The following is a 15,721-nucleotide window of genomic DNA, read 5'->3' as shown; positions in this document are numbered from 1 at the left end:
CCCGCTTGCGGGGGAAGGCTAGGAAGGGGGATGACGCGATGTCGATACCGCGCGGCCCCCTCCCTAGCCCTCCCCCTTGAAGGGGGAGGGAACAATAGATGAGATGCGGGCGAGAGCCCGCTCCGCCTCCGCCATCTTCCCCCGCATGCACCCGTTGCGAATCTGCGCTAGCTTCCCAGGCGATCGACCTTATCGCTTGAAGGAGCTCTCTCATGGCCCGCCCCCGACTGCGCGACCTCGGCATCGTCACCGGCCGGCTCGATCCGGGACCGTTCAATGCCATCACCGACGTCGAAGGGGTGCGGGTCGGCCATTCGACCCTGATCAGCGATTCGCCGCGCGTGGTGCGCACGGGCGTCACCGCGATCTGGCCCCGCGACACGGTCTGGCAGGATTGGTGCTTCGCCGGTTTCCATAGTTTCAACGGCAATGGCGAGATGACGGGCCTGCCCTGGATCGCCGAGCAGGGCCTGATCGGCGCGCCGCTCTGCATCACCAACACGCTGTCGGTCGGCGTGGTGCGCGACGCGATCTGCGCCTATGCGATTGAGCGCAAAATCGAGCTGCCCTTCCACCTGCCGGTCACGGCCGAAACCTGGGATGGCTGGCTCTCGGACATCGACTCCCAACCCGTGACCCAGGCCATGGCCTTCGAGGCGCTCGCCAACGCCAAGGGCGGCCCCGTCGCCGAGGGCTGCGTCGGTGGCGGCACCGGCATGATCACGCATGAATTCAAGGGCGGCATCGGCACCGCCTCGCGCGCCGTGGACACGGCCGGCAGCCGCTACACCGTGGGCGCGCTGGTGCAGTCGAACTATGGGCGCCGCCACCTGCTGCGGGTCGACGGCGTGCCGGTGGGACGCGAGATCACCACCGAGATCGTGCCGAGCGACCGGTTCGTCGAGCCCAAGAGCTCGATCATCGTGATCCTCGCGACCGACGCGCCCCTGATCCCGATCCAATGCCAGCGCCTGGCGCGGCGCGCCACCACCGGCCTCGCCTGGGTCGGCGGCATCGGCGGCAACGGCTCGGGCGATATCTTTCTCGCCTTCTCGACCGCCAACACGGTGAGGCCCGATCACAAGGTGAGCGAGCTGCGCGCCGTCGGTCCCGACGAGATGACGATGCTGTTCGAGGCGGCGGCGGAAGCGACCGAGGAGGCGATCCTCAATGCCATGATCGCGGCGGAGACCATGGTCGGATTCCAGAACCGTATCGTCCATGCGCTGCCGCATGACAAGCTGCTGGAGGTGATGCGCCGCTACCGGCCGCCCGGCACGATCGGGGCGCCGCGATGAGGCGCAGACTCGGCCGGCGCGCCATTACGGGCCTGCTGCTCGCCTTCGCGCTCGCAACCGCCGGCCTCGCCGGATCGGCGGTCGCGGCCACCAAGGTCGACAGTCAGACCGCCAAGACGAAACTGCTGGGGCCGCTCTGGCTTTCGCTGCAATGGATCGGCGATGGCAGCTTCAACGCCATGGGCAAGGCCCAGGTCGAGGACCGCGACGGCACGCTCCATCTGAGCGGCCGCCAGGACGGCACCTGCGACAGCGCCGGCGACTGGCTCGAGATCGACGGCGACATCCTCGCGGTCGGCCTGCGGACCTTCCATTTCAAGGGCTGGGTCGAGACCCGCGTCAGCTACATCAATAACGGCAACCCCTGCCGGCGCGAGGTCGAGGCCGACTTCCTCATGAAGACCGGCAAGAAGTACTGGCGCCTGCAGGCGATCGACAATCCCTGCGACGTGGCGGCGGATTATGTGGATCTGTTTCCGCGATAGGTGACAAAAAAATGTCACCCCCGCGAAAGCGGGGGCCCATGGAGAGGTCAGAACTCTGGATCAACATGGGTCCCCGCTTTCGCGGGGATGACGATAGGGGAAACGGCGCCCCCTTTCTCCACTTCGTGGGGGCGAGGAAAGATTCGCGCGTCAGCGCGTCCGCTACTCCTCCGACGGCAGCTTCGTCATCAGGATCTTGTCGATGCGCCTGCCGTCGAGGTCCATCACCTCGAAGCGCCAGCCGTAGGCGGTGAAGCTTTCGCCGGTCTTGGGCAGGCGGCGCAGCTCGTTCAGCACCAGGCCGGCGGCGGTGTCGTAGTCGCGGCTCGCCGGCAGGGCCACGTTCAGGAGGGCCGCCATCTCGTCGACCGGCATCGCGCCATCGACCAGCCAGCTCCCGTCGCCGCGCTGGGTGGCGCCCGGCGCCAGATCGCCGCCGCCGTCATGGAACTGGCCGGCGATCGAGGCGAGGATGTCGCCGGTCGAGACCACGCCCTCGAAGGTGCCGTACTCGTCGACCACCAGCGCCAGATGCGCCTTCGAGCTCTTGAAGATCTCGATGGCGTCGAGGGCCGCGATGTTCTCATGCACGACCGGCGCCTTGCGGATCAGCCCGTTCCAGTCGATCGGCCGGTTGTTGAGGAGCGCGTCGAGCACTTCCTTGAGATCGATGACGCCGATGACCTCGTCGACATTGCCATGGGCGACCGGCAGGCGCGAATGATGCGCCAGCAGCAGGGTCGCGCGCTTGGCCGCCTCGTCGGCATCGAGATCGAGCCAATGCACGTCGCGCCGGTGGGTCATGACCGCGCGCACCGGACGGTCGCCGAGCCGCATCACGCTCGCGATCATGGCATGCTCCGCCGGTTCGACCACGCCCGTCGAGGCCGCTTCGGCCACCAGCGTGTTGATCTCTTCTTCCGTCACCTTCTGCTCCGGCCCGCCGCTCTGGCCGAACAGCCGCAGCATCGCCTGCGAGGAGAGATCGAGCAGCGAGACCAGCGGGCTCGCGATGCGCGCTACCCACATCATGGGCCGCGCCACCCGCACCGCTACCGCTTCGGCGTCGCGCAGCGCGATCTGCTTGGGCACCAGCTCGCCCAGGATCAGCGAGAGATAGGTCGTTCCTGCGACCACGAGGGTGAAGGCGACGGTGTCGGCCAGCTCGTAGCCGAGCCCGAGGCCGGTGAGATAGACGGCGAGGCGCATGGCGAGCGTGGCGCCGCTGAAGGCACCGGCGAGAATGCCCACCAGCGTGATGCCGATCTGCACCGAGGAAAGGAAGCGGCCCGGATTCTTCGCCAGCAGCAGCGCCGCCGACGCGCCGCGATTGCCTCTGGCCGCCATGGCCTTGAGCCGCGCCCGGCGGGCCGAGACGATGGCCAGCTCCGAAAGCGCCAGCACGCCGTTGAGCGCGATGAGGGCCAGGACGATCAGCACCTCGACGAAAGCCAATTCAACCCCTCCCCAGCCGATGAAACGCCCATCATAGCGGAGCCCGGCCGAACCGGGCGCCCCCATGGGATTTGCGTAAATTCTAAAGCTTGGCCAGCCGCTTCGCGATCTCGGCCGCCTCGCGGAAGGGCGAGCGTCCCTCCGGCAGGTCGAGACGGCCGGCCCGCGCCAGCCCCTCGCGCCCGAACCGGTCGCGCAAGCCCGCCTCGAGCCAATGATGCGCCTGGGAACGGCGGCGCGCGGCGAGGCGCCCCGCCTCGCTGAGCCATTGCCAATGGCGCGCGAGTTCGGCCGTCAGCGTCTCGATTCCGTCGCCGGTCGTCGCGGCGACGAGCAGGACCGGTACGGCCCAGCCCTCATGCTCCTCGGCCGCCAGACCCAGCGCGCCCTTCACATCGGCACGCGCGCGGATCGCGGCCGCCCCCATGTCGGACTTGGTGACGGCCACGAGATCGGGAATCTCGACGATGCCGGCCTTCATGAATTGCAGGCTGTCGCCCGAGCCCGGTTGCACGCAGAAGAGAACGCTGTCGGCGGCCTCGGCCACATCGGTCTCCGACTGGCCGACGCCGACGGTCTCGATCAGCAGCCGGTCGTAGAGGGCGCGCATCAGCACCATGGCCGAGAGCGTCATGTCGGCGAGGCCGCCCAGCCGGTCGCGCGCCGCCATCGAGCGCACGAAGACATTCTCGTCCGTGGGATCGGTCTGCAGCCGCGTGCGATCGCCGAGCAGGGCGCCGCCCGAGCGGCGCGAGGACGGATCGACCGCGATGACGCCGACGCGCTGGCCCTTGCCGCGATAAGCGCGAATGAGCGCGCCGGCGAGCGTCGATTTGCCCACGCCGGGCGGGCCGGTCAGGCCGATCACCTGGGCCGTGGGGGCCGCATAGGCCGCATCCAGCAGGGCCAGGTTGTCGGGCGCCTGGGGCGAATGTTCGAGCGCCGCCAAGGCCCGGGCCAGGGCCGCCTTGGAGCCGCGAAGTTCGTCGAGCGAAGGCAGGGTGGGAATTCCGTCTGTTGCCGGTGGCCGGGGAGCGTAGCGACACCTCAGCCGCTGGGAAGTGTAGCGCAATCCGGTCCTTCCCCAAACCGGCTCTTTTGTTGCTGGGCCGCCCTTCTCTTGTTGTCATCGCCGGACTCGATCCGGCGATCCAGGGGCCGGCGAGGCTGGACAGCCGTGGGTCAAGCCCGGCAATGACAAAACGCCGTGACGCCGTGGCTTGGCCTCGGAATCGTCATGTTCGTGTCCGGTTTCGGCGTCAGGCTCGTGACGACAGTCCGGAAGCGGGTAAAGATGGTTGTGGCAGGCGAAAGATTTTCGAAAGGCAGTTCCATGGCACTCACGCTGGCGTTGGTGGCGCATGATCAGAAGAAGGCCGACATGGCGGATTGGGTCGCCCGCAACCACCAGGTGCTGCGGCGTCACACCATCATCTCGACCGCGACCACGGGCCGGATCGTCGCCGAAGCCGCCGTCGACATCAAAATCCAGACGGTGAAGAGCGGACCCTGGGGCGGCGACCAGCAGATCGGCGCCATGATCGCCGAGGGCAGGATCGACGCGCTGATCTTCTTCCCCGACCCGCTGACGCCGATGCCGCATGACGTCGATGTGAAGGCGCTGCTGCGGCTGGCGCTGGTCTACGACATCCCCTGCGCCTGCAATCCGTCGACGGCGGATCTCTTGGTCAAGGCGGGGCTGCTGGGGAACTGAGCAGGCAGGCGGCAGATTTACGCTTAGTTCTTGACAAGAAATACGCAAATAGCGTATGATCCGACATCCCTTCAAATCATGGAGACTGCTCGATGCCGCCTCGCGGCGCTCCCTCATTGCGCTTTACCGCCGATGGCCCGAGACAGCTTGCTGATCAGATCGCCGAGCGACTGCGTAAAGAAGCTTCCGAGCAAATCGCCCAAATACCGGAGACAGAGGACAGCGCCGTCAGCGGCCGTTCGGCCGCGGCGCCCGCCGAAGTAATTTACGGACCGGACGGCACTCCCCGCTGGCGGCCGCGAGTTGAAGATTTCCTCGATGTGATCATGCCGCACGAAGGTGGCTTCGTCGATAACCCGAAGGATCGCGCCCGGAGAACCAATTTCGGAATTACGCAACAAACGCTCGATGGCTGGTTCGCAAATCAGAGGGAACGTTTTGACAAACAACAGCAGCGACGCGACCCCGCTCTGCAGAAGGAATTCGAGCCCAAGCGACTACCCGGCGTGCCTAGCATTCCGACGGACGTCAAAGATCTGACATTGGAGCAGGCTCGAGCACTCCACAAAGACCTCAATTGGGACACATACAAGCTCGATCAAATCAAGGATGATGGCACCGCGCTTCAATTCCTCGACATGCGCTTCATGACCAGTCCCTATGGCATGAAGAAAATCATCTATCCCGCGATCGACGATGTCATGAAGAAACATGATCTCGGCGAGATGCCGTATGCGACATTGCCGAACGGCCCATCGACCAACTATTTCGGCCCGGCGATCGATCTTATCAATTGGTTAGACACGCTTGGTTTCAGTCGAGAGTTGCAAGAAGCCTTGGTCAATCACCGGCTCGCCTATGTCAAGACGCTGCCGAGCTATCAACATTTCCACAACAGCTGGGATACACGCATCGAATCCTTCCGGCCGAAGAATTATGCTGCCAGATAGCGCTTACGAACAGTGAGCCCGGATCAGTGAAGCGGAAGGAGCGCAACTTCATCGCCCGCCCAGCAGATCACGGCTCGATCTCCCTGCACGGAGCAACCCCTTCCCATTACGGCCGTTAAGACCCTTCCGTCGATCACATTCGCCTGCTCATCCAAAATCAATTCGCTGGGGATGTCAGTCAGAATGCGGTAACCGCCACGCATCAACGTCGTCACGATGCTCCCGGAATACCGGCTATCGAGAATATGCTCGGAGAGTTCGATGCGGCGCAGCGTAATGTTCTTGTCATCGAGACCGATTCGCAAGATCGCGTCCGGCCCATCGTCGAAACGCGCCGTCGCCAAAGCTTCATTTCCGTCGGCGCTGAGACTGAGAGGCCCGACGGCCGTGCCCCAGGGCAGATCGAGCCGCGCGACCTCGTTGCCATCGGGCGTCAGGGCCACGACAGACTCCGATCCATTGACGCAAGGGTTCATGATCGTCCCCATGTCCTCCCTTGCACCGCCGCCATCGATCTGTACGATAATGGTCCCGCTTGCGAGCACGGCCATCTCGTTGGGGAAGCCAAAGCCGCCTCTGGGATCCTGCCATCGCCAGACCAGCCTCCCGTCCGAAGATACGCGCGCGACCGTGGCCCCGACGCCACATCTGTCGTCTGCATCCGGATTGGTCGGAACATCTTCCCACCAGCCGACCAGAACAGAGTCCCGATCCTCGATGATGGATCCGACGGCTCGCAAGGAATTCACATTCGCATCGGGATCGGCCGGATTCGAGTGCTCGGGGCTGTCCTCCTCATGAATGGCGACGGGGTCGGCAACGCTGCTTCGCGGACCCGCCCGTAAGAGCGTCACTCTCGATCCGTAGATGAAGAGCGTCTCGCCGAGGGCCGCCACCGGGCTGTCGAGTCTGTTGGCAAGCTCGAAGTCGGAAGACAGGGGCGCATAACGGATTTCATCGGCGCCTGTTCTCGGATCATAGATCCGGACATAAACGCGGCTCGACACGAAGGTATAGCCGATCACGGCGATCCGGCCATCCGGCAGCATCGTGACGTCGTTGGTGAGCCCCAGTCGGAGATCCACCCCGCTTGGGATGTCCGGCGTCGGGAGGGTGACCCGAATGGGCGCGATGGTGTCGGCGCTCTCTTCTGCATTTGAATTCCAGGCTGAAAGCCCGATCCCGCAAGCCAGCAGAATCGCCATCGCAATTCGAAACGATCGAGCCCGAACTCGACCGGCAATCACAAAAGCACGGCGCATCGGCACAACCCCAGGTGAATATAATATTCTACCATGGATTGTGTCCGATTGAAGGCGATATCGATCGTGGGACGGCGATGGGCGCTATTCCGTCTCCGAAGGCCCCCGCCCCTCTTGCCTGCTATATCGGCGGCGCTCGCTAGGCTCCAATGATATGAAAATCGCAAACCTATCCTTGCCGCTGCCGCCCCCGCAGATATGCCTATTCGGGCGCGTCGACCGGCCTGGCCTGGGTCCGGACGATGTTGCTCCAGGACTGCAGCGTGCGGTCGCGATGGCGGCTGGCGGCGGTGACGGCCGCCTCGGCATCGTTCTGGGAAAGGGCGGCCAGAATGGCCCGGTGCTCGAGCTGGGCCGCGGCCATGCGCGCGCGGTCGACCTCGAAGATGGATTGAGCGCGGGCGCGCCAGACGCGATCCCAGAGATCGGCGATCTCCTCCTTCAGGACCGCGTTGGTGCCGGGCTCGTAGAGGCGGCGATGGAACTCGCGATTGCCGGTGCTGAAGCGCGCGGCCGAGCCCGCCGCGAGATCGCGGTCCATGCGATCCAGGATCTTGCCGAGCTCGGCCAGGGAAGCCTTGTCATGGCCCGGCGCCGCCTCGCGCATCGCCAGCACCTCGAGATGCATGCGCACCGACACGATCTCGGCGGCGCGGGCCCAGGAGAGGTTGGCGACGGAAGCGCCGCGGTGGCTGTGCATCTCGATGAGTCCGTCGCGCTGCAGCATGCGCAAGGCCTCGCGCACCGGCATCTCGCTCATCTCGAACTCGCGCGCGAGCTCGGTCAGGCGCAGCCGGTCGTCGGGCTTGTAGCTGCCGGCGAGGATCCGCTGGCGAAGCTGCTCATAGACCCATTCGCTCTTGGTGGCGAAGGGCCGCCGGGCAAGATCGTTCATCGCTTACCTCCCGCCGCATATCCGGCATAGTAGTCTCCGGCCTCGACCTTCATATCCTCGCGGCCCTCGAAGCGATTGGCATCGAAGCCGGCCAGCAGGGCCGGCCGTTCGCCATCATGGAGCCAGCGGGCCAGCAGCTCGCCGATGAGCGGCGCCAGGAGGAAGCCGCGGCCGTTGCAGCCATTGGCCTGGACGAAGCCCTTGAGGCGCGCCACGGGCCCGACCAGCGGCTTGCGGTCCGGCGTCATGTCGTACACGCCCGCCCATTGCCGCACCACCCGAAGATGGCCGAGGCGCGGCGCCTTGGCGAGAATGGTCCGGGCCGTGCGCCCGAGCGAACGCGCCGTGGCGGCGAGATTGACGCCCGGCTCCTCCGCCGGCGCCAGGCAGCCGGCCACCAGCTCGCCGCGCAGCGTCTGGTTGAACCAGCCCTCCTGCGGCCGATAGAAGGTGATGGCGGCCTGCATGAAGGGCTGGGCGGCCTCGGTCACCAGCGCCTCGCGGCGCAGCGGGGTGTTGGGAATCCGGATTCCGGCCAAGGAAGAGAATTTTCCGGACCAGCCGCCCGCCGCATTGACGACCATCCTGGCGCGGATCTCGCCCTCGGCGGTGCGGACCCCGGCGACCTCGTCGCCCTGCCGCAGAACCTCCACCACCTCGGTGCGTTCCCTGAGCCGCACGCCGAGCTTCTTCGCGGCGGCGCGATAGGCATAGAGCACGGCATCGTGATGGACGATGGCATCGTCATGCATCAAGGACCCCGCGGGCCGCTCGCCGCCTTCGAGAACGGGAAGCTGGCGCAGCGTCTCGGCGGAGCCGAGCAGCCTCGGCTTCAGGCCGAGACCGCGCAGCATATCGCGCACTTCCGCCATGCGCGACACTTCCTCCTCCTCATAGAGGACCCAGCCATAGCCGGCCCGCCAGAAAAGCGTATTGGCGCCGAGCTCGTCGGCCAGGGCGGCATGCTTGGCCTGGGCGGCGATGGCGAATCGGGCGAGCTCTTCCGTCAGCTGCATGGCACGGATGCGGCCGACATTGCGACCCGAGCCGCCGGCACCGGTGAAGCTGCGCTCCAGCACCAGGATGTCGCGACGGCCCAGCCGCGCGAGCTCCACCGCCAGCGCAAGGCCCGTGATGCCGCCACCGACGATGACGATGTCCGCCCGCGCGCTCACGATTCGCCCTCGCTCGCGGCCAACTCGGCCAGGGTCACCGGCCGCAGCAGGGGACGCACGGTCGGCAGCGCCACGGGGCGGCCCGCCTCGGCAAGACAGGCGAGCATCTCGCCATGGCAGAGCTTCCCCTGGCAGGGTCCGGTGCCGGCGCCGGTCCGGCGCTTCAGCAGCTCGACATCGGCGAAACCGTCGGCGATCGCGGCCTCGGCATCGCGCCGTCGCACATCCTCGCAGAGGCAAAGGAACGCGCGGGAGGAAGGTGCCGCGGCGAGGCGCGCGGATGACGATGGCTTCAGGGCGGCGTCGCCGACGACTGTCATCGGGATGACGGGATCGCCGACGGTCAGCACCACCGCCGGCGAGCCGGCGAGCGTCGCTTGCTGGCCGGCCTGCATCTGCAGCTCGTAGCTCGGCTGGCTGAAGCCGATGACAAGAAGATCGCAGGCCTGCCGGCCGCCGGGGTCGAGCCGCACGGCAGCGACGGCACCCCGTCCTTCAGCGGCCAGCAAGGTCGCTCGTGGAAAGCTCGGGCCTTGCGTTCGCGGCAGATCGCCCGGACCTGCGATCCATGCGAAGCGGGCGCCGGTCGCCAGCGCCGCAACCGCATGCGCGATATCGGCGATGAGGCCGACCCGCCAGGTTCGCGGAATGGCGCCCGCGGCGGCCAGACGCTCGAAGGCGCGAAGGCCGATGATTCCCGGAAGATCGTTGCCGGCAAAGCCCGGGAGCCGATCGTAAGCGCCGGTCGCGACGACAAGCTCCTCGAACGAAAGAAGCGTCGGGCCGCCGGGACCGATCAGCAGGGCCTGCCGGGCCTGCTCATAGAGGCCGACGCAGAGCGTCTCGAGCAGATGCGGGCCGTCATAGGGCAGGGCCTTCGCCAGCGCTTCCGCCATCGCGGGCTGGAAACGGGATCGTCCACCGAGGTCGGCTTCCGCTTCCACCAGCAGCACATCGCGACCGGCCGCGCGCTGGGCCCGCGCCGCCGCCAGACCGGCGAGGCCGCCGCCCACCAGCAGAACTTCGCAGCTTCGCTCATGCCACCGGCCGGCAAGCGGCGCCGGCGTCCGCGGCAGCGCCGGAGCCGCGGAGAGATGGCGCAGGCGCTCGAGATAGAACTGGCGCAGCGCGCGCGGCCGCAGCAGCCGGCTTTCATAGAACCAGGGCGGCAGCCGGTCGGCGAAACGTCCGAGCAGGCGCCGCCAACCCTGGCTCACGGGAAGCGGGGTCTCGGCCGTGCGGCAGGCGAGGGCGATGCGGCCGTCGGGCAGCGTGACCCGGCATTGCTGGCACCAGCCCGCATGGCAGAAGGCGCCGCGCGGCCGGTGCAGACGGAAGCTTTCGGCCAGCGCCAAGCAACCCGCGCTCATGGCGGCGGCGGCAGCGGTCGATGTCGGGATTTTCGGGCGGCTCCGGTTCATCGCTTGAAATCGTATATTTGATATGATTTATAATATCAGACTTCAGCGCCCTTGCCTAGCGGCGCCTCGGCTGCCCCTGGAGGAGACATTCCTTGTCGAAGACCGTCGAAGTCGCCCGCACCGCCTATCGCGTTATCGCCGATTACATGGGAACCAAGCCCGGAGAGAAGGTGGTGATCGTGGTCGACACGAGAACGAGCCCCTCGATCCCCGAGATGCTGGCCGCCGCCGCCCACAGCATCGGCGCCGATCCGGTGGTCGTCATGATGACGCCGCGGGCGAAGAGCGGCATGGAGCCGCCGGAACCGATCACCGCGGCCATGGTCAAGGCCGACGTGGTGATCGCCGCCGCGAGCCGGTCGATGTATCACATCGAGGCGAAGAACCTGGCCAAGCTCGCCGGCGCGCGCGGCGTCTTCAACGCGCCCTTCGAGGAAGACGGCTGGATGAACGGCGCCATGACCGCCGATTTCCTCGAGCTGCGGAAGCTGGCGGAGCGGCTGCGCGACCGCCTCGCGGGGGGCAAGCGGGCCCATGTCAGCTCGCCCGCGGGCACCGACGTCGAGATGGTGATCGAGGGCCGCAAACCGGTCGGCTGGCTGACCGGCGTCTGCCGAAACCGCGGCGAGGTTTCGGCCTATCCCGGCGGCGAGGTTTCGCTCCCGCCCCTGGAAGGCACCACCGAGGGACGCGTGGTGATCGAGCATGTGATGACCGATATCGGCCGGCTGGCCCAGCCGATCACCTGGATGGTCGAGAAGGGCGAGGCCGTGCGCTTCGAAGGCGGCGCCGAAGCCCTGGCGCTGGAGGCCCATATCGAGGGCGTCAAGAACGCGCGCAACATCGCCGAGCTCGGCATCGGCATCAATCCGATGTCGCGGCTGATCGGCGGCATCACCGAGGTCAAGAAGAAGCTGGGCACGGCGCATATGGCGCTGGGCGATTCCGCCGCCGGCTATGGCGGCAAGGTCACCAGCGACGTCCATCTCGACGGCATGATCCTGAACGTGCGCATCGAGGTCGATGGCGAGGTCATCGCCGAGAACGGCAGGATCCTGGTGTGAGCCGCGCCGCCGACATCGTCGCGCGCCTGCGCAAGCTCGAAGGCGGCGGGCTCCGGACCTTCTCCGAAGATCCACCCTTCGTCTGGGAGAGGGCCGAGGGCTGCTATGTCGAGGACGCCGACGGCTGGCGTTATCTCGATCTCTATGGCGGCTTCGCGGTCGCCGCGACCGGCTACAGCCATCCCCGGGTGGTGGAGGCGATCCAGCGCCAGGCGACGACGCTGATGCATTGCCCCTCGGCGCATCCCTCCCGGGTCAGGGCCGAGTTCTACGAGGCGCTCGCCAGCATCGCGCCCCCGGGCCTCGATCGCTTCCTGCCGGCGGTGACCGGCGCCATGGCCAACGAGATGGCGCTGCTCCTGGCACGAACCCGGCGGCCCGACGGTGCCATCGTGAGCTTCGCCGGCAGCTATTTCGGGCGATCCATCGGCACGGCGGGCTTCGCCGGCAAGGCGCGCTATCGCGACGCGCTGGGAATTCCCGCCGGCGGACCCTTCGTTCCCTTCCCCTACCCTCTCCGCCATGGCGACGCCGCCACCGATCTGACGATGCGCGCGCTCGAGGAGCTGACCGGACCCGGCAAGCGTCCCCTCGCGGCGGTGATCCTGGAGCCGATCCAGGGCAATGGCGGCGTGGTGATCCCGCCGGCCGATTTCTTTCCGCGCCTGCGCACCTTCTGCGATCGCGTGGGCGCATTGCTGATCGTCGACGAGATCCAATCCGGCTGCGGGCGGACCGGCCGCTTCTGGGCCATCGAGCATAGCGGCGTGACGCCCGATCTGATGACGGTCGGCAAGGGTATCGGCGGCGGCCTGGCGACGGCCGCGGTGATGGGGCGCGCCGAGGCGATGACCTGGCCTCCCGATTCCTATACCTCCACTTTCCTGGTCAACAATCTCAACCTGGCGGCCGCGGTCGCCGCCATGGGCGTCATGCGCGACGAGCAGCTGCCGGGCCGCGCGGCTTCGATCGGACCGGCGGGCCTTGCGCGTTTCAAGGCGGCGCTCGCGGATGTCGAGGGCGTGCGCGAGGTCAGAGGCCAAGGTCTGTGGTATGCGGCCGAGCTCGCCGACGCCGCCTGGGCCGCGCGCGCCGTGAAGCTGGCGCGCGAGCGCGGCGTCATCGTCGGGCGCAGCGGCTATGACGACAGCGTCATCAAATTGTCGCCGGCGCTGATCATCGGCGAAGCCGAGCTTCACACCGGCATCGACGCAGCGGCCGGCGCCATTCGCGATTCCAGAGGAACAGCCCGGTGATCGACGTCAAGAATTACATCGACGGCCAATGGGTCGGCTTCGACGGGCCGTCCTTCGAGAGCTTCAATCCGACCACGGGCGCCAAGGTCGCCCGCGCACCGGTGAGCGACGCCGCGGCCGTTGCCGCCAGCGTGGCGGCGGCGCGGCGCGCCTTCAACGAGGGCGGCTGGCGCTGGACCAAAGGCTCGGTCCGCGCCGCGGCCCTGCTGAAGCTCGCCGACATGCTGGAGTCGCGCTCTCCCGCGATCAGCGAGCTGATCGCGCGCGAGATGGGCAAGCCCGTCAGGGTCAATATGGCGCGCGAGGTCGAGGGCGCCGTCGACAAGCTGCGCTATTTCGCGGGCGCCGCGCGCTTCCTCGAAGGCAGCGTGACCGGCTCGACGGTCCCCGAGATCTGGGACATGGTGCTGCCCGAGCCGGCCGGGGTCGCGGCGCTCATCATCCCCTGGAACGATCCGGTCGATCTCGCGGTACGCAAATTGGGCGCCGCGCTGGCCGCCGGCTGCACCGCCATCGTCAAATCGTCCGAGATCACGCCGGCCTCGACGGCGGCGCTGATCGAGGCGGTCCATGACAGCGGCGCCTTTCCGCCGGGAGTCGTGAATCTGCTGAGCGGTCCCGGCCAGCCCACGGGCGACGCGCTGGTCGATCATCCCGGCGTCGACAAGATCTCCTTCACCGGCAGCACGGCGACGGGGATGCGCATCATGGAGCGCGCGGCGAAGCGCCTGGCCAAGGTGTCGCTGGAATGCGGCGGCAAGTTCCCCGCCATCATCACCGAGGACGCCGATCTCGAGCGCTGCCTGGATGCCGTCACCTATGGCGCCTTCATGTATGGCGGCCAGTCCTGCACCGCCTGCACCCGCCTCGTGGTGGACCGGCGCCTTCACGACCGGGTGGTCGAGGGAATCGTCGAGCGCTCGCGCACGCTGCCGATGGGCGACCCGCTCGATCCGGCCATGCTGGTGGGGCCGATGGCGTCGCGCAAGCAGTACGACAAAGCGGTCTCCTATATCCGGCTCGGAATCGACGAAGGCGCCAGAGCCGTCGTCGGCGGTCTGCCGGCGGATCCGTCGTCGCTGTTTCTGCCGCCGACGGTGCTGGTGGGCGGTCCGGTGGACGGGCGCGTGGCGCGGGAGGAAGTGTTCGGGCCGGTGCTCGTCATCCATCCCTTCGAGAACGAGGCCCAGGCGCTGGCCATCGCCAACAACACGCCCTACGGTCTTGGCGGGTCGGTCTGGTCGCAGGACATCAATCGCGCTCTCCGGCTCGCGCGGCGCCTCGACGTGGCCGATGTCTGGATCAACACCCATTACATCCGGCATGTGGAGACCTCCTTCGGCGGCCGGCATCATTCCGGCCTGGGCCGGGAACTCGGGATGGCGGGCGTCGAGGAATATCTCTCCTGGAAGCGCCTCTGCATCGATACGCGCAGCGAATTTCATCTGAAGAACTGGTTCGAGGGTCCGAGCAAATGAACGCTCCGGCGGGTCAAGCCCACGACGTCATCGTACTGGGTGCCGGCATCGTCGGCGCCGCGACCGCCTATTTCCTGGCCAGGAAGCGCTTTCGCGTGTTGCTGGTCGAAGGCGAGGCGCCGGCCTGGGGTGCCTCGGGACGCAATCCCGGCTTCCAGTGGCTGCACACGCGCAAGGCCGGCATCCAGATGGCGCTGGGTCTCGCGGGTCGTCGCCTTGCCGACGAGCTGCGCGAGGAGCTCGACGATTTCGAGATGCGGCCCAGCGGCGGCATGATCTATTTCACCGACGAGCGCCAACTGCCGCTGTTCCGGGCCTTCGTCGCCGAGCGGCGGGCCGCGGGCCTGCCTATGGAGCTGATCGACGGCAAGTCCGCGCGGGAACATTGCCCGATCCTCTCCGAGAAGGTCCTGGGCGCCAGTTGGAATCCCCTCGACGCGCATCAGAACACGGCCAAGCTGGTCGAGGCGCTGGTGGCCGCCGCGAAGCGGCAAGGCGCCGAGCTTCGATCGAGCTGCCGGATCGCCAAGCTTGCCATCGAGGGCCAGCGCTGCATCGGCGTGGTGACGGCCGAGGGAGAGACGATCCCCGCGGGCAAGGTGATCCTCGCGGCGGGCGCCTGGTCGCCCAGGCTGCTGGAGCCGCTCGGCATGGCACTGCCGATCTCGGCCATGCGCCTGCAGGTGGTGGAGACCGAGCCCGCACCGTTCCGCTTCGAGCCCCTCCTCTACGGGCCCACGGCGGTGAAGCAATATGCCTATATCCGCGAGCTGCCCGACTACAGCGACCAGGGCGCCTGGCATCCGATCGAGCGCCAGTTCCCGGGCCTCGAGTTTCTCGAGCTGGCGGCTCAGAAGAAGGACGGGCGCATCCGCCTCGGCTGCCCGATGGATTTCCCGGGCCTCGACGATCGCCCAACGGTGGCGGGCATCGCGCTGACCCTGGCCGTGCTCGCGGAGAACCTGCCGGCGATCCGCGACCTCGCCATCGAACGGGTCTATGCCGGGCTTCTGCCCGAGACCCCCGACGCCTTGCCGGTCCTCGACCCCAATCCCGGGATCGACGGCCTGGTGATCAATGCCGGCCATGTGTTCGGCAATCTTGCCGGCCCGCTCTCGGGCAAGATGATCGCCCAGCATCTGGCCGGCGAGAAAACGGACTTCGATCTCGCACAATTCCGCCTCGACCGCCCGGCATTGCGGGTCAATCGCGAATCGCATGGGCGCTGGTAGAGACGGCCGCAAACGGCCGCTGCAAGGGAGAGAACC

The 15,721-nt window shown here is 67.3% G+C and carries 14 protein-coding genes; 8 read left to right on the top strand and 6 right to left on the bottom strand.

The window, feature by feature from the left end:
- The first annotated feature begins 212 nt into the window (after window positions 1-212).
- On the top strand, window positions 213-1,298 hold the full coding sequence (locus tag FRZ44_RS06720) for a DmpA family aminopeptidase (RefSeq protein ID WP_151176457.1): 1,086 nt from the start codon (window positions 213-215) through the stop codon (window positions 1,296-1,298).
- A complete protein-coding gene (locus FRZ44_RS06715; RefSeq protein WP_151176456.1) occupies window positions 1,295-1,783 on the top strand; it encodes a hypothetical protein in 489 nt (162 codons plus the stop codon). Before FRZ44_RS06720 ends, FRZ44_RS06715 begins: the two co-directional genes overlap by 4 nt.
- A gap of 162 nt (window positions 1,784-1,945) precedes the next feature.
- Here the strand turns inward: FRZ44_RS06715 and FRZ44_RS06710 are convergent, their stop codons facing one another.
- Both FRZ44_RS06710 and FRZ44_RS06705 read right to left on the bottom strand, forming a co-directional pair.
- A complete protein-coding gene (locus FRZ44_RS06710) occupies window positions 1,946-3,238 on the bottom strand; it encodes a hemolysin family protein (protein ID WP_151176455.1) in 1,293 nt (430 codons plus the stop codon).
- An 82-nt stretch (window positions 3,239-3,320) separates the two neighbouring features.
- The gene (locus tag FRZ44_RS06705) at window positions 3,321-4,187 is read right to left on the bottom strand and encodes an ArgK/MeaB family GTPase (RefSeq protein ID WP_407658060.1); all 867 of its coding nucleotides are present in this window, start codon (window positions 4,185-4,187) and stop codon (window positions 3,321-3,323) included.
- Between the two features lie 384 nt (window positions 4,188-4,571).
- On the opposite strand from FRZ44_RS06705, the gene FRZ44_RS06700 reads away from it, so the two are divergent.
- Complete coding sequence (locus FRZ44_RS06700) at window positions 4,572-4,952, top strand: methylglyoxal synthase (RefSeq protein WP_151176454.1); 381 nt, start codon at window positions 4,572-4,574, stop codon at window positions 4,950-4,952.
- 92 nt (window positions 4,953-5,044) lie between these two features.
- Complete coding sequence (locus tag FRZ44_RS06695; protein ID WP_151176453.1) at window positions 5,045-5,902, top strand: glycosyl hydrolase 108 family protein; 858 nt, start codon at window positions 5,045-5,047, stop codon at window positions 5,900-5,902.
- A gap of 23 nt (window positions 5,903-5,925) precedes the next feature.
- Here the strand turns inward: FRZ44_RS06695 and FRZ44_RS06690 are convergent, their stop codons facing one another.
- From FRZ44_RS06690 to FRZ44_RS06675, 4 genes are all read right to left on the bottom strand, one after another.
- Window positions 5,926-7,107: a hypothetical protein gene (locus FRZ44_RS06690; RefSeq protein WP_151176452.1), complete on the bottom strand. Its 1,182-nt coding sequence runs from the start codon at window positions 7,105-7,107 to the stop codon at window positions 5,926-5,928.
- A gap of 259 nt (window positions 7,108-7,366) precedes the next feature.
- Window positions 7,367-8,059 carry a GntR family transcriptional regulator gene (locus tag FRZ44_RS06685; protein WP_151176451.1) on the bottom strand — a complete coding sequence of 231 codons (693 nt, stop codon included), beginning with the start codon at window positions 8,057-8,059 and terminating at the stop codon, window positions 7,367-7,369.
- Window positions 8,056-9,234, bottom strand: a complete 1,179-nt coding sequence (locus FRZ44_RS06680; protein ID WP_191908454.1) for an NAD(P)/FAD-dependent oxidoreductase — start codon at window positions 9,232-9,234, stop codon at window positions 8,056-8,058. Before FRZ44_RS06680 ends, FRZ44_RS06685 begins: the two co-directional genes overlap by 4 nt.
- Window positions 9,231-10,655, bottom strand: a complete 1,425-nt coding sequence (locus FRZ44_RS06675; protein ID WP_151176449.1) for a (2Fe-2S)-binding protein — start codon at window positions 10,653-10,655, stop codon at window positions 9,231-9,233. The genes FRZ44_RS06680 and FRZ44_RS06675 overlap by 4 nt, the downstream gene beginning before the upstream one ends.
- 92 nt (window positions 10,656-10,747) lie before the next feature.
- On the opposite strand from FRZ44_RS06675, the gene FRZ44_RS06670 reads away from it, so the two are divergent.
- From FRZ44_RS06670 to FRZ44_RS06655, 4 genes are read left to right on the top strand one after another with little or no spacing between them, the layout of a single operon-like run.
- Window positions 10,748-11,719: an aminopeptidase gene (locus tag FRZ44_RS06670; RefSeq protein WP_151176448.1), complete on the top strand. Its 972-nt coding sequence runs from the start codon at window positions 10,748-10,750 to the stop codon at window positions 11,717-11,719.
- Complete coding sequence (locus tag FRZ44_RS06665) at window positions 11,716-12,975, top strand: aspartate aminotransferase family protein (RefSeq protein WP_151176447.1); 1,260 nt, start codon at window positions 11,716-11,718, stop codon at window positions 12,973-12,975. Before FRZ44_RS06670 ends, FRZ44_RS06665 begins: the two co-directional genes overlap by 4 nt.
- Window positions 12,972-14,453 (top strand): aldehyde dehydrogenase family protein, encoded by a 1,482-nt coding sequence (locus FRZ44_RS06660; protein ID WP_191908453.1) that lies wholly within the window; start codon window positions 12,972-12,974, stop codon window positions 14,451-14,453. The genes FRZ44_RS06665 and FRZ44_RS06660 overlap by 4 nt, the downstream gene beginning before the upstream one ends.
- The gene (locus tag FRZ44_RS06655) at window positions 14,450-15,685 is read left to right on the top strand and encodes an NAD(P)/FAD-dependent oxidoreductase (RefSeq protein WP_151176445.1); all 1,236 of its coding nucleotides are present in this window, start codon (window positions 14,450-14,452) and stop codon (window positions 15,683-15,685) included. The genes FRZ44_RS06660 and FRZ44_RS06655 overlap by 4 nt, the downstream gene beginning before the upstream one ends.
- The last annotated feature ends 36 nt before the right edge of the window (window positions 15,686-15,721 follow it).

Source organism: Hypericibacter terrae (assembly GCF_008728855.1).
Classification (GTDB): Bacteria; Pseudomonadota; Alphaproteobacteria; order Dongiales; family Dongiaceae; genus Hypericibacter; species Hypericibacter terrae.
This window is presented reverse-complemented; position numbering and strand designations above follow the sequence as displayed.

Excerpts from the sequence above, each read along its gene's own strand:
- FRZ44_RS06720 (WP_151176457.1), top strand. The coding sequence starts at position 213 with ATGGCCCGCCCCCGACTGCGCGACCTCGGCATCGTCACCGGCCGGCTC.
- FRZ44_RS06715 (WP_151176456.1), top strand. The coding sequence starts at position 1,295 with ATGAGGCGCAGACTCGGCCGGCGCGCCATTACGGGCCTGCTGCTCGCC.
- FRZ44_RS06700 (WP_151176454.1), top strand. The coding sequence starts at position 4,572 with ATGGCACTCACGCTGGCGTTGGTGGCGCATGATCAGAAGAAGGCCGAC.
- FRZ44_RS06695 (WP_151176453.1), top strand. The coding sequence starts at position 5,045 with ATGCCGCCTCGCGGCGCTCCCTCATTGCGCTTTACCGCCGATGGCCCG.
- FRZ44_RS06690 (WP_151176452.1), bottom strand. The coding sequence starts at position 7,107 with ATGGCGATTCTGCTGGCTTGCGGGATCGGGCTTTCAGCCTGGAATTCA.
- FRZ44_RS06685 (WP_151176451.1), bottom strand. The coding sequence starts at position 8,059 with ATGAACGATCTTGCCCGGCGGCCCTTCGCCACCAAGAGCGAATGGGTC.
- FRZ44_RS06675 (WP_151176449.1), bottom strand. The coding sequence starts at position 10,655 with ATGAACCGGAGCCGCCCGAAAATCCCGACATCGACCGCTGCCGCCGCC.
- FRZ44_RS06655 (WP_151176445.1), top strand. The coding sequence starts at position 14,450 with ATGAACGCTCCGGCGGGTCAAGCCCACGACGTCATCGTACTGGGTGCC.